This window comes from Comamonas sp. DB36 (assembly GCF_057914905.1).
The window spans coordinates 485,419-504,108 of the sequence record NZ_CP196633.1 but is presented as its reverse complement, the minus strand read 5'-3'; the positions used below and the strand labels follow the sequence as shown (position 1 = coordinate 504,108).

At 64.1% G+C, this 18,690-nt stretch carries 19 protein-coding genes; 12 read left to right on the top strand and 7 right to left on the bottom strand.

Annotated elements, in window-relative coordinates; genetic code table 11:
* The first annotated feature begins 208 nt into the window (after nt 1–208).
* The 8 genes from ACSVDO_RS26570 to ACSVDO_RS26535 all read left to right on the top strand — a co-directional run bounded on the left by ACSVDO_RS26570 (nt 209) and on the right by ACSVDO_RS26535 (nt 8,663).
* Nucleotides 209–1,375: an FAD-dependent monooxygenase gene (locus ACSVDO_RS26570; protein WP_489597605.1), complete on the top strand. Its 1,167-nt coding sequence runs from the start codon at nt 209–211 to the stop codon at nt 1,373–1,375.
* A 16-nt stretch (nt 1,376–1,391) separates the two neighbouring features.
* A complete protein-coding gene (locus ACSVDO_RS26565) occupies nt 1,392–2,261 on the top strand; it encodes an FAD binding domain-containing protein (protein WP_489597604.1) in 870 nt (289 codons plus the stop codon).
* A complete protein-coding gene (locus ACSVDO_RS26560) occupies nt 2,258–2,749 on the top strand; it encodes a (2Fe-2S)-binding protein (RefSeq protein ID WP_489597603.1) in 492 nt (163 codons plus the stop codon). Before ACSVDO_RS26565 ends, ACSVDO_RS26560 begins: the two co-directional genes overlap by 4 nt.
* Nucleotides 2,750–2,859: 110 nt before the next feature.
* A complete protein-coding gene (locus ACSVDO_RS26555) occupies nt 2,860–3,534 on the top strand; it encodes an SRPBCC family protein (protein WP_489597602.1) in 675 nt (224 codons plus the stop codon).
* Nucleotides 3,535–4,244: 710 nt separating this feature from the next.
* Nucleotides 4,245–5,210 (top strand): Bug family tripartite tricarboxylate transporter substrate binding protein, encoded by a 966-nt coding sequence (locus ACSVDO_RS26550; protein ID WP_489597601.1) that lies wholly within the window; start codon nt 4,245–4,247, stop codon nt 5,208–5,210.
* A gap of 22 nt (nt 5,211–5,232) precedes the next feature.
* Nucleotides 5,233–6,312: a porin gene (locus ACSVDO_RS26545; RefSeq protein WP_489597600.1), complete on the top strand. Its 1,080-nt coding sequence runs from the start codon at nt 5,233–5,235 to the stop codon at nt 6,310–6,312.
* A gap of 258 nt (nt 6,313–6,570) precedes the next feature.
* Nucleotides 6,571–7,767, top strand: a complete 1,197-nt coding sequence (locus tag ACSVDO_RS26540; protein ID WP_489597599.1) for a CaiB/BaiF CoA transferase family protein — start codon at nt 6,571–6,573, stop codon at nt 7,765–7,767.
* Complete coding sequence (locus ACSVDO_RS26535; RefSeq protein WP_489597598.1) at nt 7,764–8,663, top strand: hydroxymethylglutaryl-CoA lyase; 900 nt, start codon at nt 7,764–7,766, stop codon at nt 8,661–8,663. Before ACSVDO_RS26540 ends, ACSVDO_RS26535 begins: the two co-directional genes overlap by 4 nt.
* A 45-nt stretch (nt 8,664–8,708) precedes the next feature.
* Here the strand turns inward: ACSVDO_RS26535 and ACSVDO_RS26530 are convergent, their stop codons facing one another.
* The 7 genes from ACSVDO_RS26530 to ACSVDO_RS26500 all read right to left on the bottom strand — a co-directional run bounded on the left by ACSVDO_RS26530 (nt 8,709) and on the right by ACSVDO_RS26500 (nt 15,650).
* Nucleotides 8,709–9,818: an alpha/beta hydrolase family protein gene (locus ACSVDO_RS26530; protein WP_489597597.1), complete on the bottom strand. Its 1,110-nt coding sequence runs from the start codon at nt 9,816–9,818 to the stop codon at nt 8,709–8,711.
* A 15-nt stretch (nt 9,819–9,833) separates the two neighbouring features.
* A complete protein-coding gene (locus ACSVDO_RS26525) occupies nt 9,834–10,889 on the bottom strand; it encodes an alpha/beta hydrolase (RefSeq protein WP_489597596.1) in 1,056 nt (351 codons plus the stop codon).
* Nucleotides 10,890–10,959: 70 nt separating this feature from the next.
* A complete protein-coding gene (locus ACSVDO_RS26520) occupies nt 10,960–12,117 on the bottom strand; it encodes an aldo/keto reductase (protein ID WP_489597901.1) in 1,158 nt (385 codons plus the stop codon).
* A 66-nt stretch (nt 12,118–12,183) separates the two neighbouring features.
* Nucleotides 12,184–13,257: an alpha/beta hydrolase gene (locus tag ACSVDO_RS26515; protein ID WP_489597595.1), complete on the bottom strand. Its 1,074-nt coding sequence runs from the start codon at nt 13,255–13,257 to the stop codon at nt 12,184–12,186.
* 2 nt (nt 13,258–13,259) lie between these two features.
* Nucleotides 13,260–14,042 carry a carboxymuconolactone decarboxylase family protein gene (locus ACSVDO_RS26510; RefSeq protein ID WP_489597594.1) on the bottom strand — a complete coding sequence of 261 codons (783 nt, stop codon included), beginning with the start codon at nt 14,040–14,042 and terminating at the stop codon, nt 13,260–13,262.
* The gene (locus ACSVDO_RS26505; protein WP_489597593.1) at nt 14,020–14,523 is read right to left on the bottom strand and encodes a (R)-mandelonitrile lyase; all 504 of its coding nucleotides are present in this window, start codon (nt 14,521–14,523) and stop codon (nt 14,020–14,022) included. Before ACSVDO_RS26505 ends, ACSVDO_RS26510 begins: the two co-directional genes overlap by 23 nt.
* A gap of 191 nt (nt 14,524–14,714) precedes the next feature.
* Nucleotides 14,715–15,650 (bottom strand): LysR family transcriptional regulator, encoded by a 936-nt coding sequence (locus tag ACSVDO_RS26500; protein WP_489597592.1) that lies wholly within the window; start codon nt 15,648–15,650, stop codon nt 14,715–14,717.
* A 137-nt stretch (nt 15,651–15,787) separates the two neighbouring features.
* On the opposite strand from ACSVDO_RS26500, the gene ACSVDO_RS26495 reads away from it, so the two are divergent.
* Genes ACSVDO_RS26495 through ACSVDO_RS26480 form a run of 4 tightly spaced genes read left to right on the top strand, consistent with a single transcriptional unit; the run spans nt 15,788 to nt 18,614 of the window.
* Entirely contained in the window at nt 15,788–16,366 is a 579-nt protein-coding gene (locus ACSVDO_RS26495; protein ID WP_489597591.1) for a flavodoxin, read from the top strand.
* 55 nt (nt 16,367–16,421) lie between these two features.
* Nucleotides 16,422–17,414, top strand: a complete 993-nt coding sequence (locus ACSVDO_RS26490) for an aldo/keto reductase (protein WP_489597590.1) — start codon at nt 16,422–16,424, stop codon at nt 17,412–17,414.
* Between the two features lie 8 nt (nt 17,415–17,422).
* The gene (locus ACSVDO_RS26485) at nt 17,423–17,899 is read left to right on the top strand and encodes a cytochrome P460 family protein (RefSeq protein WP_489597589.1); all 477 of its coding nucleotides are present in this window, start codon (nt 17,423–17,425) and stop codon (nt 17,897–17,899) included.
* A 13-nt stretch (nt 17,900–17,912) separates the two neighbouring features.
* On the top strand, nt 17,913–18,614 hold the full coding sequence (locus tag ACSVDO_RS26480; RefSeq protein WP_489597588.1) for a DUF4405 domain-containing protein: 702 nt from the start codon (nt 17,913–17,915) through the stop codon (nt 18,612–18,614).
* Nucleotides 18,615–18,690: the final 76 nt, after the last annotated feature.

Genomic DNA, 18,690 nt, shown 5'->3' with positions numbered 1-18,690 from the left:
TATGGCGTGGTAACTGCGGTCGACCGCGAGGTGGCTGCAGATGGCAAAAACATCTACAAAGCGAACCTAAATTCTATACGAAACGTACATTAATTGGTATAGAATCAAAACGCACGCCGGGAGCGACGCCAGATGGCTGTCCCGCTTGGTCAGCGCCTTCGGCGCCCAGGCGACTTGTGTAGGGCGTGCCCAGACTTAAGGCCAGAAAATGACTCAGCAGAGAATTGCCGTGATCGGCGGTGGCATGGGAGGCCTGACGGCAGGATCCCTGCTGCAGCGCATGGGCTTCGAGAACGTGACCGTCTACGAGCAGGCGCACGAGCTGGCGCGCATAGGCGCGGGCATCAACATCTATCCCAACGGCATGCATGTGCTGCGCGCCACCGGCGTCGTCGAGGAAATGCTCACGCGCGGCCAGGTGCCCGGCACCTGGTTCAGCCGCGAGTGGGACAGCGGCAAGATCCTCTATTCACAGCCCCAGCAAGACTGGGCGGCGCGCTACGGCGAGCCGCATTCCATCCTGCACCGCGGTGATCTGCAGTCCACGCTGCTGCGCGGCCTGCGGCCCGGCACCATAGAGTTCAGTAAGCGCCTGGTGGGGCTGGAGGAACTCGGGGACGCCGTGCGGCTGGATTTCGCCGACGGCACGACGGCCGAGGTCGATGCGGTGATAGGCGCCGACGGCGTCAACTCGCGGGTGCGCGAGCTGCTGCTGGGCCCCGAGGCGCCGCGGTACACCGGCTATGTCGCCTACCGCTCGGTGTTTCCGGCCTCGCGCCTGTCGCGCCCGCTGGACTCGGACGGCGCCAAGTTCTGGTCGGATTCGCGCCATCCTTCGGGCGAGGACCGGCACATGATCATCTACTACACGACCAAGGCCAAGGACGAGGTCTACTTCGTCACCGGCTCGCCCGATCCGCACTGGCAGGGCACTTCGCCCGTCGACGTGACGATCCAGGAAGTGCAGGACCACTACGCCGGCTTTCACGAGGAAGTGCAGCGCGTGATTGCCGGCTCGACGCACATCAGCAAATGGCCGCTGCTCACGCGCGACCCGCTGCCGCTGTGGAGCGCCGGGCGCGTGGTGCTGCTGGGCGACGCCTGCCATCCGATGAAGCCGCACATGGGCCAGGGCGCGGGCATGGCCTTCGAGGACGCCGCCGTTCTGGCACGATGCATGCAAGCGCACCCCGAGGATTTGCCGCTGGCGTACAAGCGCTACGAAAGCACGCGCCAGGCGCGAGCGTCGAAGGTGCAGGCGGTGTCCAATGCCAACACTTTCCTGAAATACGAGGAGGATCCGTCATGGGTCTTTGGCTACAACGCGATGACGGCGCCTTTGGCCGAGGTGGAACCGGCCGCGGCGGCGCGTTAAGCGCCCGAGGTAGCGCATGAAACCCCCGGTCTTTGACTACCACGCGCCCGAGACGGTGGAAGGCGTGATCGCGCTGCTGCGCCAGTACGGCGCGGATGCGCGCGTGCTGTCGGGCGGCCAGAGCCTGGTGCCCATGCTCAATCTGCGGGTGCTCAAGCCCGCGGCGCTGATCGATCTGAACCGCTGCCCGGCGCTGGACTATGTGCGCCGCGAAGGCGACTGGCTGGCCGTGGGCGGCATGGCGCGCCAGTTCGACACCATGGAGCACCCGCTGGTGCGCGCGCTGTGCCCGCTGGTGTCCCTGGCGCTGGAGCATGCGGGGCCGGTGGCGGTGCGCTGCCGCGCCACCGTGGGCGGAACGATTGCCCATGCGGACCGCGTGGCCGAGCTGCCGTCGGTGGCCATGGCCCTGGACGCAAAGATGGTGATCGACGGCATCCATGGCAGCCGAACCGTGGATGCCCGGGATTTCTTCCAGGGCGATCTGAGCACGGCCATCATGCCCGGCGAGTTCCTGCGCGAAGTGCTCTTTCCGGTGTGCGCGCCCGACTCCTATGCCTTGTTCCAGGAAGTGAGCGTGCGCCAGGAAGGTGTGGCGGTGGTGGGACTGGCAACGTACATGACGCGCCAGGCAGATCAGTTGGGCAGCATCGCGCTGGCGGCAATGGGCGTCGACGGCCAGCCGCTGCGCCTGCGGCAGACGCAAGCGCTGGTGCTGGAGCGCGGGCTGGGCGCAGAAGGCCTGATAGCCGCAGCCGTGGACTGCGCGCGCGCGGAGGTCGAGCCGTCTGCCGACCCCTACGCCACGGCGGCCTACCGCAGGCATGTGGTGGGCGTGCTGGTGCAAAGAGCGCTGCAAGGCGCGATCGACAAGGGGATGCAATGACGCAAGAGCAGCAACTGATACGGATGACGGTCAACGGCGTCGAGATGCAGGGCGAGGCCGAGCCGCGCATGCTGCTGGCGGACTTCCTGCGCCACCAGCTCAAGCTGACGGGAACGCATGTGGGCTGCGCGCACGGCGCCTGCGGGGCATGCACGGTGGTGGTGGACGGTCAGCCGGCCCGAAGCTGCCTGATGTTCGCGCTGCAGGCGCGGGACACGTTCGTGACGACCATCGAAGGCTTGTCGACACCCGACGGTCTGTCGCCGCTGCAGCAGGAGTTCCAGAACCACCATGCGCTGCAGTGCGGGTTCTGCACGCCGGGGATGCTGATCTCGGCGCAGGCGCTGCTGGACCGCAATCTGGAGCCGACGGAAGAAGAGATCCGCACATGGCTGGCGGGCAATCTGTGCCGCTGCACGGGCTACGAAGGCATCGTGAATGCGGTCAAGGCGGCGGCAAAACGCATCAAGACGGAACAAGGTTGGTGAGCATGCCGTGACTTTCCGGCGATGGACCCTGAGTCTGCAGAGATACCTATTGACTGCCGCAGCCGCGACAGTTCCGACGAATCCCCGAATTACCAGTAAGAGGTTATTGCATGAAGATGAGTGACGAAATCAGCCTGCCCGTGGCGCAGGACGTGGCATGGGCTGCCCTCAATGACGTCAACCTGCTGCGGACCTGCATACCGGGCTGCGAGGCCATCAATCTGCAGGAAGACGGCAGCTATGAAGTGATTGTCGCCGCAGCCGTGGGCCCGATCCGCGCGCGCTTCAAGGGCGAGATGCGCATGCACGATATCGTGGCGCCGTCCTCGTACCGGCTGGAGTTCAACATGCAAGGTGGCGCCGTGGGCTTCGGCCGGGGCGAGGCGTCAGTGGAGCTGAGCGCCATCGATGCCGAGACCACGCTGCTGAAATACACGGCCGCGGCCAGCGTCGGCGGCAAGCTGGCCCAGATTGGCGCCCGCCTGATCGACATCACGGCCAAGAAGATGGCCGGGCAGTTCTTCGAGGCGTTTCGCAAGAAGATTGTGGCCGGCACGCAAACCGAAGAGCCCGAATCCTCGCCCGCTCAAACTGCAGCGCGCGCTGACAAGGCCGCAAATGCGGGGCAGGCGCTGGCAGGCACAGCCCTGACCCAGGTGCACACGTCATCCAGTGTCTCGGATGCAGCCATTGTGATCAAGATCGAGATCACCTTCAACGACTTGACGCCACCGCGGCGCGGGTCGCGCTGGAGCCGCGTCTGGGATGCATTGATGGGCCGTTGACACATGGCCGCAGACCCCGGCAGGGGCTGATCGGCAATGGTTTGACAACGCGCCTGCAACAGGCGCGTTCCCGAGCGCGGTGCAAGGCCCGCTCCACGCTGCAGTCCCCTGCCAGCGATTCTCCGGGCCGATGGCCGGCCCCCGCCCCCCTCCTAGTGCTGCGCTGTGTTCCTGGCAGCGATGCCGTCGCCTGAGGAATTGGCGTGTTACTGCGCGGGCGCACGGTTTGCACTGCGTCTGTTTACCTGCGTACAGCGGGCCGTTGCGGCGTGACCTAAAGCCTAACGTCGCGTCCTGGCACGGTTTTCGCTAGTGGTGTTATGTACATTGTGTACATGAAAAATCTACGTTTCGTCGCAAACATGCCACACATTTAATGTACCGCACGTATATAAAAAATATCCGTTTTGTAGTTAAATTGAGGCATTGAAAGGCTTTCTTGGGCGTCCCTACGGCGGGCAACTCACGGCAGGACACGCGGCGCAGGTGCGACCCGATTGCCGGCGCAGCAAGACGGGCCGACGGCGCCTGGCGCGGCGTCCGCGCCGGGCCTTGTGCCGCCGACTTCGTATGGCTGGCGTGAAGCGATCGACTATTGATTTTTGTTTTTCGGATTGAAGGAAATATTCAACGGAGTGGAGGTGGAACTATTGATGCAAGTGAATTCATGGTGGTACAGGCTCTTAAATATCAACACAAACTGATTTGTCATGAAAATATCAAGAAGATTTTTTATCTCCTCATCAATGGTGATTGCCTCCGGCGAGGCATTGTCTTTCAATGACAAGAAACCATTGACCCTTGTTGTCGGTTACCAGGCCGGCGGCGGCACGGATGTCTTTGCAAGAATAATTGCCGAGAAACTCCAGGAAAAAATCGGCAAAACGGTTCTGGTAGTGAACAAGCCGGGGGCGACGGGGGCGATCAGCGCCTCGTATGTGTCCAACTCCGTTCCAGATGGAAATACTCTTTTGCTTACACCTGGAAGTTTTTCATACGCACAGTTTGTTTTGGGCAAGAGCTCAAACAAAATGGCATATGACCCGGTCAATGAGTTCAGCCCGGTTGCCCATTTGGCGGATGTCCCCTTGTTTTTGGTGACAAACAAATCATCGGGAATCAATAGTCTCAAGGATGTGGTTGAAATCTCAAAGACGAAGACGCTTTCCTATGGAACCACCGGCACCGGCTCGGTCGCACATATTCTTGGCGAGACCTTCAATGGCTTGGTTACAGGAAACAAATTGGCGCAGATCCCATATAAAGGCGTTGCTCCAGCAGTAAGCGACCTGGTGGCTGGCCATATACCCCTGGTTTACACCTCCCTGGATGCGGTTTTTCCTTATCTCAAGGATGAAAGCGTCAAGCTGCTGGCGACAGCTTCTTCCAAGAGATCCAAGTTTGCGCCAAACACGCCCACGTTCAAGGAGCAGGGCTTTGACTTGGATATTTCCACTTGGTACGCGCTGTTTGCACCGAAAAACACGGCGGCGGATGTGATTGCCAAGATAAACACCCAATTCAACGAAATCATGAAAGACCCGGTGGTCATCAAGAAGGCGGAAACGATTCTGGGTGCGGAAACCGTTGTCAGCAGCCCCTCGGAGCTCGATGCCCTGAACAAGAAGGATTACAGGAATTACAGGGAAATCATCAAAAAGATTGATTTCAATTAATTTAAATACGCACGAGAACACAATGAAAACTGTATTTGCATCACTGGCCCTCTCCGCCCTCAGCCTGCAGGCCTACGCCCAAAGCAATCTCCAGATCTATGGGATTGTCGATGTGGCGGTAGAGCGTTTGAACAAGACGTCGACAGGATCGGGAATCACCCGCATGGCCACCACTTCAGGACGGGCCGCGAGTCGGCTCGGTTTTCGCGGCGAAGAGAAGATCAGTCCGGGCCTGAGTGCTTTGTATACGCTTGAGATGGGCATAGCGCCTGACAGCGGAACGCTCAACCAGGGCGGTCGTGCTTTCGGCCGGCAGGCGTGGACCGGATTGAAAACCGATTTCGGCACGTTGAGCCTGGGGCGTCAATACACCATGCTGCTGTGGGCCTTCGGCAACTCCGACATCACCGGCGGGTCCATGCACGGTCTGGGTTCGCTCGACTCCTATCTCGCCGCAGCCCGGGTCGACAACTCGATTGCGTATCGGACCAGTCTGCAGAATTTCGATATCGGCTTCACCTACAGCTTCGGCCGCGATGCGATGGCCACAGCGGCCAACAACTGCGTGGGGGAAAACGCGCAGGCTTCTTCCGAATGCACGCAATGGTCCGCGATGGTCAAGTACGACAACAAGGATTGGGGCGCGGGGCTGGGTGTGGATGAATACCGCGGCGGTCCGCGGGCGGCAGGTGGTCTGACATCGGCGTCAATGAAGGATCGCCGCGTGCTGGTCAATGCCTACAAGATGTTCGGCAACACCCGATTGGGGGGCGGAGTGATCGCGCGCAAGGATGAGGGCCTGGGCAGCCAACCCAATACCAATCTTTGGTATGTCGGTGTGTCCCACAAGCTCAACAGCCAACTCACCCTGGACGCACAGCTGTCTGCCATCCACAACACGGCAAACGACAACGATGCCAAGTTGCTGGTTCTGCGCGCGACCCATGCCTTCAGCAAAAGAACTTCGGTCTACACCAGCTTCGGCTATGTGAAGAACGACGGACTGGCGCGGTACTCGGCAAGCTCGTCGCACGCCGGCGGTCTCCCCACGCCTGGAACAGGCCAGGCCGCGCTGGCAGTGGGACTGCACCACAGCTTCTGAACACCGGTCGTTGCATGAGGCGCCTGGGACAGACGCCTTAATTGCTGCTTCATGTCCTCCTGCGGTGGGCGCGCAGCGGCGCCTGCACCCGCTGGCGCGCCGCGCAGGGGACGCAAACCCCAGATGGCATCCGATCCTAGCCTCGTGCAGTCGACTTCCCCTGTCACACATGAGCGGTCAAGAAGACGGCAGGGCGCAGCTTTTCCCGGCTTGCACGCTGATTGCGTGCCAGCCTCAACTACTCGAAGGAGACATATCATGGCACTTGAACATATTACCGTCCTGGACCTCACGCACATGCTCTCGGGGCCGTATGGCACCATGCTGCTGGCCGATCTGGGCGCACGCACCATCAAGGTCGAGCCGCCGCGCACGGGGGAGGGCACGCGCCGGCTGCTGGAAAACGACCCTGACTATTCACGCGACGGCATGGGGGCCTACTACCTCACGCTCAATCGCAACAAACAAAGCGTGTGCATCGATCTCAAGACAGAGGCCGGCAAGGCGGTATTCATGGACCTGGTGCGCATTGCCGACGTGGTGTTCGACAACTTCAGCGTCGGCGTTCCGGCGCGCCTGGGCATCGATCACGCCAGTCTGAGCGCCATCAACCCGCGCATCATCACCTGCTCGGTCACTGGCTTTGGCGAGACCGGCCCCGACACCCAGCGCCCGGCGTTCGATCAGGTTGTGCAGGCCATGGGCGGCGGCATGTCGATCACGGGCACGCCCGCGACCGGTCCGCTGCGCAGCGGCATTCCCATCGGCGACCTGGGGGGCGGCATTTTCGGCGCCATGGGCGTGCTGGCAGCCATCGCCGAGCGCGAACGCACTGGCCGCGGGCAGCATGTGGACATCTCCATGCTAGACGCCCAGATCTCGCTGCTGAACTACATGGCCACCATGCACCTGCTGTCCGGCGAGGTACCCTCAGGCATAGGCAATGGCCATTTCGTGCACGTGCCCTACAACAGCTACCCCACGGCCGATGGCCATGTGATCGTGGCCTGCATTGGCGACCCGTTCTTTGCGCGCTTCGTCGACTTCATCGACCTGCCGGACTTGCGCAAGCCCGAGTACCTGCAACAGCCCGTGCGCTACGCGGCCAAGGAGGAGATCGACGCGCTGATAGGCGCAGCGTTTCGCGCCCATGACACGGCCTACTGGCTTGAGCGGCTGCGCGCGGCGCGCATTCCCTGTGGCCCGGTCAACAACTTTGCCCAGGCATTGGGCGACTCCCAGGTGCGGGCGCGTGACATGGTTGTGCCCGTCACGCTCAAAACCGGCGAGACGGTGCGCATGCCCGGAAACCCGATGAAGCTGTCGGGTGCCCAGGCCAAGCCTTTCACCTGTCCGCCGGGACTGGGTGAGCACACCCGCAGCGTGCTTGAAGACGTGGTCGGCTACTCGCCTGAGAAACTCGCGCAGTTGCAGGCCGCGGGAGCCATTGCATGAACGGCACGGACAAGCTCTATATTACCGACGTGTCGCCGCGCGACGGTTTACAGAATCAGAAAGTACTGTTGTCCACTGAGGCCAAGCTGCGCCTGATCGAGTTGCTGGCCGCAGCAGGTGTGCCCAGCGTCGAGACCACGAGCTTCGTGTCGCCCAAGGCCGTGCCGCAGATGGCCGACGCCGCCGAACTCGTGGCGCAGCTGAGCGCTTGCGTGCCGGGTCTGCGCACCTCGGTGCTGGTGCCCAATCTCAGGGGACTCGAGCGCGCCCATGCGGCCGGCGCCCGCGAAATCGCCGTGGTGCTTTCGGCGACGGAAACCATGAACCGCAAGAACATCAACATGGGGCTGGATCAGGCCATCGAGGTCAGCGAGCAGACCCTGGTGGCAGCACGACGCCTGGGATTGCGCACGCGGGCCTATGTAGCGGTGGCGTTCGAGTGCCCGTTCGAGGGGCCGACCGCGCTGGATGCGGTGTTGCACGCGGCCGAACGCATGCACGCGGCTGGCGCGGGCGAGATCGTGATTGCCGACACCATTGGCGCGGCGGCGCCCGGTCAGGTCAAGTCGCGCATGCAGGCCTTGCTGCAGGTCGTGCCTGCGGCGCAGCTGGCCGTGCATTTTCACGATACGCGCGGCATGGGAGTGGCCAATGCCTGGGCCGCCATCGAGGTCGGTGTGCGACGCCTGGATGCCAGCGTCGGCGGTATCGGTGGTTGTCCGTTCGCTCCCGGCGCTGCAGGCAATGTGGCGACGGAAGATCTGGTGCTGATGGCCGAGCAAAGCGGCTTTTCCACCGGAATTTCCTTGCCCGGTCTGCTGCTGGCCATTGATTTTGCCGAATCGCAGCTGCAGCGCTCGCTGGGAGGCCGGGCAATCGCCTGGCTGCGGCGTTAGTTCATCAGGACCGCTGCGTGGGTGGTGGCGGCATCGACCGTTCTTTCATTCCGACACACTGGCCGGCGCCACCTTCTCGGCAATCCAGGCCACGATCAGATCGGCGATCTGCAGATTGTTCCTGTCCATCATCATCATGTGACTGTTGCCATGCAGGCCGGCCTCGGCCGTGGCCAGCAGGCGGACATCGCCCTGGGCCGCATCGACGCGACGCTTGAACGCCAGGCAATCGTCGTAACGGTCCTTCCAGGTCGGCCCTGGCAAGCCGGTCGGCGACGACAGGTAGTCACCGAACAGTATGAGGATGGGGGTTCTGGCCAGCGTTTTGATCTCGGCATCGGTGTGGACCTTGGCGTGGCAGGTGCCTGGCTCCACCATCACGATGCCGCGAATCCCCCGGTCATTGATGACGGCGGCTTTCAGCGGGTAAGGCCCTGACTGCGAGTGGGTCAGCAGAACCGCGCCGTCGAGTTGCAATGCCAGATCCGACAGCGCCTTCCAGTTCGGGTTGTCCGCGCGCGAGGTGCCAAGCAGATCGGGGACGCTTTGCTTGGACATCCTGTCGGCCGCCTCCACCGGAAACTGGGTTTCGGGGTAAGGCTTGCCAGGCTGCGGCCCGATGCGGAAGTTGGTCCATGCGCCAAAGCGATCGGCGAGCCTGAGCAGGCTGGGCTGTTTGTCGGGCGTAAGCTGGCCGGCCCGCACCTGGTTGAACGGCGACTGGTCGAAACCCGAGCGCGCCCGGCCAATCTGGTCGACGACATACACCGGATGGTTCTGACGCACGAAGTACTCATACCAGCCCATGCGGCCGTCTGGCGTGGTGTCGTAGGTCTTGCCGCTGAGCGTGGCGCCGTGGACCATCACCACCGGCACCCTGGCCGCCGCTTGCGGCACCATGTACTCGACGTACATCTGCTGGACGGTGACGCGGTCGTCGGGGCCGAGGCTGCCCAGCGCGACCGCCGTCTGTTCCACCTGCTCGCCGCCCACGTAGAAACTGCCGCGCGCCTTGAGCACCAGGGGACTGCCCGCGGGGCGAATGTCGGCCAGGTCCTGCGCACCGGCGCTGGCCATGGCCCACACGCCCAGCCACATGGCCGCAAGCTTCGCCGTGCGCCTGGCAAGGACGGCTGGGCTGTGCATGGTTCCCATGGTCGCGCTTCCCGCTCAGAGCGTCTTGGCGTAGAACGCCGTCAGCTTGCCCATGGCGGCGTCCACATACTTGGGTACCCAGTAGGTCTCGATATGGGTTGCGCCATCGATCTTGAACAGTTCCTTGTCCTGTGTGCCGGAAGCGCGCACAAACGCGTCCTCGCTCATGTACAGACTGTCGGCCTTGCTGCCGGCAATCATCAGCAGCGGCTTGTTGATCAGCTCGATCTGGCTGGTGGCATCGAAGCGCATCAGGTCCAGCAGGCTGCTGGTGGTGTACTTGAAAGTCGAGCCAGGGTGGGCGTGGGTCTTCCAGTAGTACTCATAGCCCTGGCGATACATCTCGAACGGCAGCGCGGCAATCTGCGCGTCCGTCATATTGGCGTCGCCTGAATAGAGAACGGTGCCGCCGGCCGCTTCCTGTGCACGCGCGGCCGACGCCTGCTGCAGCCGGTCCTGGATCGTGTTGAGCTGCGAATCGGCAAAGCCGTTGCGGCGTACCCGGCCGGAATTGAACATGCTCAGGGTGGCTATGGACTTGAAGCGCTTGTCGCTTTGCGCCGCCGCCAGCGTGTAGCCGCCACCGCCGCAGATGCCCAGCACGCCCAGGCGGGATTTGTCCACGCCCGGATACTGGGTGATGAAATCCGCCATGCCATGGATGTCCTCGATGCGGTGCGCGGGCTTGTCCACATTGCGCGGCTGGCCGCCGCTGGCGCCCTGATAGGCCGCATCGGCGGTGATGGTGATGTAGCCTTGCTCCGCCAGCCGCTGCGCATACAGGCCGGCCACCTGTTCTTTGACGCCGCCATTCGGGTGCGCCACCACCAGTGCGGGATACGACTTCTTGGGGTCATAGCCTGCCGGGGTATAGACGTTGGCGGCGATATCCAGGCCGCCCAGCTTGTACTTGACCGGGTGGAGGTTGACCTTGCCCGGCTCGTTGCGCGTGATGGCGCCTTCGTAGGTCAGGGTGAAAGGGTTTTGCTTGTAGTCGGCGGCCAGCACCTGGGCGCCCGAGATGCCCACCATTGCCGCCATGAGCGTGGCTTTGAAAATCATGCGTTTCATGTATCCATATTTCTAAAGTGTGAAATTGCGCAGCGGCCTCAGGGAACCATTCATTCTGGGCCGCTTCGCCTCATCGTTTTGGCGGCGCCTCAACACCCGTGGCCGAGAGGACCGCGGGCGACAGGCGCGCGCCCCGGATGGGAATCGCTGCCACTGCGGCGTTCAGTTCCTGCAACTCGGCAGCGCTGAAGGTGATCGAAGCGGCGGCGATGTTCTCTTCCAGATGCGCCACGCTGGTGGTGCCGGGAATGGGCGCGATCCACGGCTTCTGGGCCGTCAGCCAGGCGAGTGACAGTTGGGCCGGTGTGGCGTTCTTGCGCCCGGCCCAGGCCTTGACCAGTTCCGCCAGGGCCATGTTGGCGGGCAGCACATCGGGTGCGAAGCGCGGGACGGCTGCGCGGAAGTCCTGCTTCTCGAAACGGCTCATGGCCTGGACCCTACCGGCCAGAAAGCCCATGCCCAGCGGGCTCCACGGCACGAAGCCGATACCCAATTCCTCGCACAGCGGCAACACCTGGGCTTCGGGGCCGCGGTACAGCATCGAGTACTCGTTCTGGATAGCGGCCACGGGATGCTCCCGGTGCGCACGACGGACGGTCTGCAGGCCAGGCTCGGACAGGCCGTAATGCAGCACCTTGCCTTGCTTGACCAAGTCCTTGATCGTGCCGGCCACGTCCTCGATCGGCACATTCGGATCGACGCGGTGCTGGTAGAGCAGGTCGATACGGTCGGTGCGCAGTCGCCGTAACTGTGCGTTGACGACCTGACGGATATGCTCGGGGCGGCTGTTCACTCCGCCGCGCCGCTGGCCCGTGACAGGATCGATGTCGAATCCGAACTTGGTGGAGATGATGGCGCGGTGGCGCCGGCTGCCCTGCAATGCTTCGCCAAGCAATTCCTCCGACATGAAGGGGCCGTAGACTTCGGCGGTATCGAAGAGGTTGACGCCCAGATCCGCCGCGCGCTGAATGAGCGCAATGCCGCCTTGCCGGGTGGTGCGGCTGGAATACAGGTCGACGACTCCTTGCGGGCCGCTGGGATGCCACTGAACCCCCAGGCCGATGGGGAAAACTTCCAATGGCCCCAGGCGCCGGCGGCCCGCGGAACTTGTTTGGCTCGCAGTGGCGCGCGGGGCACTGGTGTTCTGGGCGCATGCGGAGAGAAGCCAGGGCGCAACGCCCAGCGTGGCAGCTGCAGCCAGCCAGCGGCGGCGTTCCGGATAGGCCATTTGGCGGGTCTCTTTCACAAGAACCGCCTGATCAATTTTGTTTTTCATGTCAATGCTCCTTGAGAGTCAGTTCAGCTTCTTTTCCGCGAGAAACTGCGCCACCAGATCGGCAATCTCGACGTTGTTGAGGTCGGACATCAGAAAGTGCGTGTTGCCGCGCACGCCGATCTCGGGGAGGTGCACCAGGCGTGCGTCGCCGCCATGCCGGTTGATGGCGGCTACCCACAGCCTGGCCATGGCCAGGCGCACGCGCCAGTTGTCCTGGCCGCGCTCGGCGGTGGGCTCTATGGGGAAGTTGTCGCCGTAATAGATGACGATGGGCAGCCGGGTGAGCTTCTGGAAATCCGCCAGCGGCACGGCCTCGGGTGCGAGCGTTCCGGCCGCGCTGGGCATGGGCGCCGGCAGCTCGCCTGGCGGGAAGATGAAGCCGCTGCCGGGTTCAAAGGCGACGATGGCCTTGACGTCGGGGTTCTTGATCGCCGTGAGCCAGCCGGGACCGCCGCCCTGGGAGTGGGTGAACAGGATCGCCGGCCCGGTCTTGTCGACCAGCGCCGACATGGCGTTGGCGATCACGCCGGCGTCGTAGGGCCCGGTGTTGGGCGTGACCGAGCGCAGGAACTGGTCCAGCGTTGCGGGGCTGCGATCGAACTGCACGTTGCCGAAATAGTGGGGCCATTTGCCCAGGCGGAACTGGTCGAAGAACAGCTGGTCGTTGGGCGTCGGCTCTATGGTGGCGGCCACGGTGCTGTTGCCGGCGCGGCCACGGCGCGGCTGGTCCACCAGATAGACCGGGAATCCGCGGCGCAGGAACAGCGTCTGGAAGCCTTCACGCCCGTCCGACGTGGTCTCCCAGCTGCGCGCCGACTGGAACGCACCGTGCAGCATGACGATGGGCAGCGGCCTGGGGTGCTGCGGGACCTGATAGAACGCATAGAGATGGTCTCCATGCAGGCTTTGCCCCGCGGCGCTGGGCTGGTTGTTGTTGTAGCTTCCGGGCGTGGTCTGCACCGTGCCGCCAACGGCAAAGCTGCCCTGGGCCTGGATCACCAGCGGCCCGGAAACATTGGCATTGCCTTGGAATGGCGAGGCGCAGCCGGTGATGAGCGCGGCCGTGGCCAGCGTGGTCAGCAGGCTTTTCATGCTCAACCTCCGGCGGCCGCCAGGGCCTGCTTGAGCGCTTCGCCGGCGCGTTTGCCGGCCGCGGCGTCGCCGCGCTCGGCCAGCACCTGCGCGAGTTGGCGCAGCTGCGCGGGGGTCAGCCCGACGCGCAGGCTGGCGGCCATGTGCGAGCGCAGCTGCGCCTCCACGCCCGGCATCGCGGCCAGCGCTCCCACGGTGGCCAGTTCGCGGCTTTGCCAGTCGAGGTTGTCGCGTTCGAAGATGTCGCCAAACAAATGGGCCTGCAGGAACTGGTTGATGACCGGCGCGAAATCAAACACCGGGCCCTGCACGGGCCGTCCGGAAATCTTCGTCTGGTTGTCCCGGCCCACGGCAACCAGCGCATCGCCGGTGGCCACGGCGCGGCTGGGCTCATGCCCCGGAGCGTCCTGGATGCCGCGCTGCTTGCGTGCCTCCACGACCTTGAGCAGTTCGCCCAGCGCGTTGAGGCTCTTGGGGAAGCCGGCGTAGGCATAGAGCTGGACCAGGATTTCCTTGGCCTCGGCAATCGTCAGGCCGGCGTCCAGACCCTGGTTCGCAGCGGTGTTCAGCCGCGGCATGTCGCTGGCGGCGCCAAACGACGCCATCAGCACGATGGCCTGCTGGCGCGCGCTGAGCGTTTCGGCAGCGGCGGCCGTGGCCGGCACCGGCTGGGCCGCGCTGCCCTGGGCGGTCTGCGACTGGGCCGCGGCCATTCCCAGACCGAGTGCCAGGGTGGCGGCCACGGCGCGTGCCATATGCTTTTTAGCGGGCGTTGTATTCTTCATGGGTCACCTTCTCCATCCAGTTGACGGTCACGCCGTTCACGCTGCTGCCCACGGCCAGGTGGGTCATGGCGCTGTTCGGTGCAGCGCCGTGCCAGTGTTTGACTCCGGGCGGGCACCAGACCACGTCGCCCTGGCGAATGGTTTGCACGGGCTTGCCCCATTCCTGCGTCAGGCCAATACCGGCGGTCACCACCAGACGCTGGCCCGCCGGATGCGTATGCCATGCGGAGTGCGCGCCCGGCTCGAAGGTCACATAGGCGCCCGAGGCGTTGATGCTGGCGTTGGGCGTGAACAGTGGGTCAACGCGCACGCGGCCCGTGAAGTACTCGGCGGAACCAAAACTCGGCGCCTGGGTGCCGGCAAGCGTGATCTGCTGGGTTGGCGCGGGCGCTGCAGCGGCGCTCGCTGGGTCGGGCGCATCCGCGGCGCTGGCAAAGGGGGCTACGGCGCACATCGCCATGCCGCAAAGGGTCTTGTTCATGAGGCAGCCTCAGGGTGTTCGTAAGCCAATGTACCCACTGCGCCGCCCGGCGATAAGTAGGTCAATTCGACATAAACTTGTGAACTGGGCTCAGTAATTGAGTGGCCCTGTGCCCCGGCATGCCGGCCCGGCCGGTGGCGCGCCGCGGTGGCTGCCGGCCTGATGGCTGCTCCAGGCAGCTCCTTGCCGCTTTATGCCGCTGTGCCGGTCCTGGGCTTTCTGGCGCGCCGCACGGGCTCGGTGTGGCGCAAGGCGTCGACCACCACGGCAAGCGCACCTGATGTCTGCCGGCGGCTGGGATAGTAGAGGTGGTAGCCGGAATAGGGCTGGCACCAGTCGTCGAGCACCCGCAGCAGCTCGCCCCTGGCCAGATGTTCGAGCGCCATGTCTTCGGGTAGAAACGCCAGGCCCTGGCCGGCCAGCGCCGCGCGCAGCATGGGCGTGGAACTGTTGTAGATCCATTGGCCCGTGACTCGGACCTTGATGACTTTCCTGCCCTTCTGGAAATCCCAGGGCAGCAGGCCGCCGTGCGTGGGCAGGCGCAGATTGATGCAATTGTGCTCAGCGAGGTCTTCCGGTCGCTTGGGCTGGGAACGCTGGGCGAAATAACCTGGCGATGCGACCACGGCAATGCGCTGGTCGGCGCTGATGCGCACCGCGATCATGTCCTTGGCGACCTCGTCGCCCAGGCGCACGCCAGCGTCGTAGCGCTCGGCAACGATGTCGGTGCGGTTGTAGTCGACGGTCACCTCGACCGTGATGTCGGGATAGTCGGCAAGTACCTGGGAGAGCTTGGGCCAGATCAGATAGCTCGCGGCAAACTCCGAGGCGGAGATGCGCACCGTGCCCGAAGGCTTCTTGCGCAGCTCGCTGACGGCAGTCAGCTCCGCGTCGATGTCCTCGAAGTGTGGCGCGACGCTGGCCAGCAGGCGCAGGCCGGCATCCGTGGTCGAGACGCTGCGCGTGGTGCGGGTCAGCAGACGCACGTCCAGCCGCGCTTCGAGCGCGCGTATCGCATGGCTGAGCGCCGACGGCGAAACTCCCATCTGCGCCGCCGCCTTGGTGAAGCTGCCTTGCTGGGCGACCTGGATGAAGGCCAGAAGATCGTTGTAGCTGTCGCGTGGCATTGCTGAACCCGTTTCACAAGTCTTTGCGCCATTTTGCCTCTAATCAGCAGGCGGTGAAACGGCTATCGTTAGCGCATCGGCAGCAATCGGCGGGCAAGGACTGCGCATTCGAGTTGCCGGCGATGAAAGACCCAGCCATGACATCTGATCACGACCCCGGGCGGCGCAGTGCGATGGCCGCCCTGGTGGCCGCCACCGCCCAGACCGCGGCCCACGGCGCACCGCCGCCGGGCGCACCAGCCCCGGCGCTGGTCGCCTATTTCTCGCGCTCGGGCAACACCCGGGTGGTGGCCGGCGTGATACAGCGCGCGCGCAACGCCGACCTGTTCGAGATCGCGCCCGCCACCGCCTACCCGCAGGACTACCTGGCGACGGTGGCGCAGGCGCGCCAGGAGCGCGACGCGGGCTTCGAGCCGGCGCTCGCGTCCCGGGTGAGCAAGCTTGCGGCCTACGACACGCTGTTCCTGGGCTTTCCGATCTGGGGCGAGACCGCGCCACCGGTGATCCGCTCCTTTCTGTCGGCCCACGATCTGTCGGGCAAGACGCTGGTTCCGTTCATCACCCATGGAGGCTATGGACCGGGAAGCAGCCGCGCGGTGCTGGCGCGCCACGCGCCCAACGCCCGCCTGCGCGAGGCCTTCGTCATCGAGATGGACCAGGAGCGGCGCACCATGGAAAGCGTGATGAAGTGGCTCGGTGCCGCCGCTGCCCCATGACACCGGCGCAGGTCGGCTCCGGCCGGCGCCATTATTCAAAAAGGATGCGACTGATATGAAGCAACGTCTGCTTGGAAACAATCTCGCAGTCTCGGCCCTGGGCCTGGGCTGCATGGGCATGAGTTCGGCCTACGGCCCTGCTGCGGACCGCAAGGACATGATTGCGCTGATCCGCGGCGCCCATGAGCGCGGCATCGATTTCTTCGATACCGCCGAGGCCTACGGCCCGTTTGCCAATGAGGAGTTACTTGGCGAAGCCTTGCAGCCCATCCGCGACCAGGTGGTGATTGCCACCAAGTTCGGCTTTGACATCAACCCTCAGACCGGTGAGCGCGGACCGGGTACCAACAGCCGCCCGGCGCATATCCGGGCTGCGGTCGAGCAATGCCTCCAGCGCCTGCGTACCGATCGCATCGATCTGCTGTACCAGCACCGCGTGGATCCGGACGTGCCCATCGAAGACGTGGCCGGGACCGTCAAGGAATTGATTGCCCAGGGCAAGGTTTTGCATTTCGGCCTGTCGGAGGCGGGCGTGCAGACGATACGCCGCGCCCACGCGGTGCAGCCGGTGACGGCCGTGCAGAGTGAATACTCGTTGTTCTGGCGCGGTCCGGAATTGGAGCTTTTACCTGTACTGGAAGAGCTGGGCATCGGTTTCGTGCCGTTCAGCCCTTTGGGCGCAGGCTTTCTGACCGGCAAGATCGACGAGAACACCCAGTTCGATGCGACGGATTTTCGCAACCTCGTGCCGCGCTTCTCGCCCGAGGCGCGCAAGGCCAATCGCGCTCTGGTGGAAGTCGTTCAAGCGGTCGCTGCGCGCAAGAGCGCCACGCCAGCCCAGGTGGCACTGGCCTGGCTGCTGGCGCAAAAGCCCTGGATCGTTCCCATCCCCGGCACGACCAAGCTGCATCGCCTGGATGAGAATCTGGGCGCGGTAGAGCTCGCGCTGGGCGCGGACGATCTCAGCCAGATCAATGCGCAGGTGGCAAAGATCGAGATCCAGGGCGAGCGCCTGCCCGAAGCCGCGCTGAAGATGACCGGGCGATGAATCGAGCCATGGATATCTTTCCCATCGCCGCGCGTGCCTGGGCCGTGGCCGCGCTGGCACTGCTGGCCGCACCGGCGCAGGCCGAAGCCAACCGCGTGACCTTTCCGCCGCTCGACAAGCTGGTGCACTACACAACGGTCAAGCGCGGCAATGTCACAGAGCACATTTCCACCACGCAACAGGCGATCGAGGCGATACAGAAAGGCCTGCCCGTGCCCGACGGCACGCATTTCGTGCTGGCCGACTACCGGGACGAGAAGATCTTTCGCTATTTCGTGATGGAAAAAGGGCCGGCCTGGGGCGCGGACTTCGAGCCACGCCAGCGCACCGGCGACTGGCAGTTCCAGTGGTTCTGGCCCGATCGCAAGATCAACCTGCAGGAAAGCACCGCGCGCTGCATGTCCTGCCATTCCTCGCAAAAAGGCCAGAACTATCTGTTTACCGCGCGCAGCCTGCAGCGGTTTCGCGGCCAGCCCATAGAGTAGCCGGAGCTTTGCCTTGAATGCATTGTTTCTCTGGAGGCTGGCGCTTGACGCCAGCGTCGCCGGCCTGTTGCTGTTTGCCTTTACCTACTTCTGGCAGGGCAATGCCGCCCACGAATGGGCTGGCGCGGCCATTTTCCTGCTGCTCGTCGTGCACAACCTGTTTCACCAGCGCTGGTTTGCCGGGTTGGCCAAAGGGCAGGGCGCGCGCCGCGGCCGGTTCAACACGGCGCTGACCATGGTGCTGCTGGCAGGGATGCTGGCCTTGTTGGCTAGCAGCCTGCTGATTTCCGAAACGCTGTTTGCGGGTCTGCGGCTCGAGGACGACTTCATTGCGCGGCAGATCCATGCAGGCATTGCCTACTGGCTGCTGCTCATCGTGGCGGTTCACCTGGGCCTGCGCTGGCCGCTGCTCATGGGCGTGGCGCGCAAGCTACTGGGCATTGCCCGGCCCAACGCGCTGCGCGCCCTGGTGTTGCGGCTGCTGACCCTGGGCATCGCCGTGCAAGGCTTGTTCAGTGCGCAGGTGCTGGATCTGCGCTCGCGCCTGCTGTTCCAGATGTCGCTGAACTGGTGGAATTTCGAGGCCTCGGTGGCGGGCTTCTTTGGCCACTGCCTGGCGGTGGCCGGACTGGGCATCTGCCTGAGCCACTACGCGCTGCTATTGCTGCAGCGCCGCCGGCGTCTGGCTGCAGCCAAGGCTCCGGGTGAGCGGTAAGGGCAACGCTATGCCTTTGAACCCGGGCGTCAGTCCATGCATTTGCCGCCCGTTTGACAAGTGCAGCTTGTCAATC

Coding starts and splice junctions, on each gene's coding strand:
- ACSVDO_RS26500 (WP_489597592.1), bottom strand. CDS start 15,650: ATGCCACGCGACAGCTACAACGATCTTCTGGCCTTCATCCAGGTCGCC.
- ACSVDO_RS26540 (WP_489597599.1), top strand. CDS start 6,571: ATGGCACTTGAACATATTACCGTCCTGGACCTCACGCACATGCTCTCG.
- ACSVDO_RS26535 (WP_489597598.1), top strand. CDS start 7,764: ATGAACGGCACGGACAAGCTCTATATTACCGACGTGTCGCCGCGCGAC.
- ACSVDO_RS26530 (WP_489597597.1), bottom strand. CDS start 9,818: ATGGGAACCATGCACAGCCCAGCCGTCCTTGCCAGGCGCACGGCGAAG.
- ACSVDO_RS26515 (WP_489597595.1), bottom strand. CDS start 13,257: ATGAAAAGCCTGCTGACCACGCTGGCCACGGCCGCGCTCATCACCGGC.
- ACSVDO_RS26495 (WP_489597591.1), top strand. CDS start 15,788: ATGACATCTGATCACGACCCCGGGCGGCGCAGTGCGATGGCCGCCCTG.
- ACSVDO_RS26570 (WP_489597605.1), top strand. CDS start 209: ATGACTCAGCAGAGAATTGCCGTGATCGGCGGTGGCATGGGAGGCCTG.
- ACSVDO_RS26485 (WP_489597589.1), top strand. CDS start 17,423: ATGGATATCTTTCCCATCGCCGCGCGTGCCTGGGCCGTGGCCGCGCTG.
- ACSVDO_RS26505 (WP_489597593.1), bottom strand. CDS start 14,523: ATGAACAAGACCCTTTGCGGCATGGCGATGTGCGCCGTAGCCCCCTTT.
- ACSVDO_RS26525 (WP_489597596.1), bottom strand. CDS start 10,889: ATGAAACGCATGATTTTCAAAGCCACGCTCATGGCGGCAATGGTGGGC.
- ACSVDO_RS26560 (WP_489597603.1), top strand. CDS start 2,258: ATGACGCAAGAGCAGCAACTGATACGGATGACGGTCAACGGCGTCGAG.
- ACSVDO_RS26520 (WP_489597901.1), bottom strand. CDS start 12,117: ATGGCCTATCCGGAACGCCGCCGCTGGCTGGCTGCAGCTGCCACGCTG.
- ACSVDO_RS26550 (WP_489597601.1), top strand. CDS start 4,245: ATGAAAATATCAAGAAGATTTTTTATCTCCTCATCAATGGTGATTGCC.
- ACSVDO_RS26510 (WP_489597594.1), bottom strand. CDS start 14,042: ATGAAGAATACAACGCCCGCTAAAAAGCATATGGCACGCGCCGTGGCC.
- ACSVDO_RS26490 (WP_489597590.1), top strand. CDS start 16,422: ATGAAGCAACGTCTGCTTGGAAACAATCTCGCAGTCTCGGCCCTGGGC.
- ACSVDO_RS26545 (WP_489597600.1), top strand. CDS start 5,233: ATGAAAACTGTATTTGCATCACTGGCCCTCTCCGCCCTCAGCCTGCAG.
- ACSVDO_RS26555 (WP_489597602.1), top strand. CDS start 2,860: ATGAAGATGAGTGACGAAATCAGCCTGCCCGTGGCGCAGGACGTGGCA.
- ACSVDO_RS26565 (WP_489597604.1), top strand. CDS start 1,392: ATGAAACCCCCGGTCTTTGACTACCACGCGCCCGAGACGGTGGAAGGC.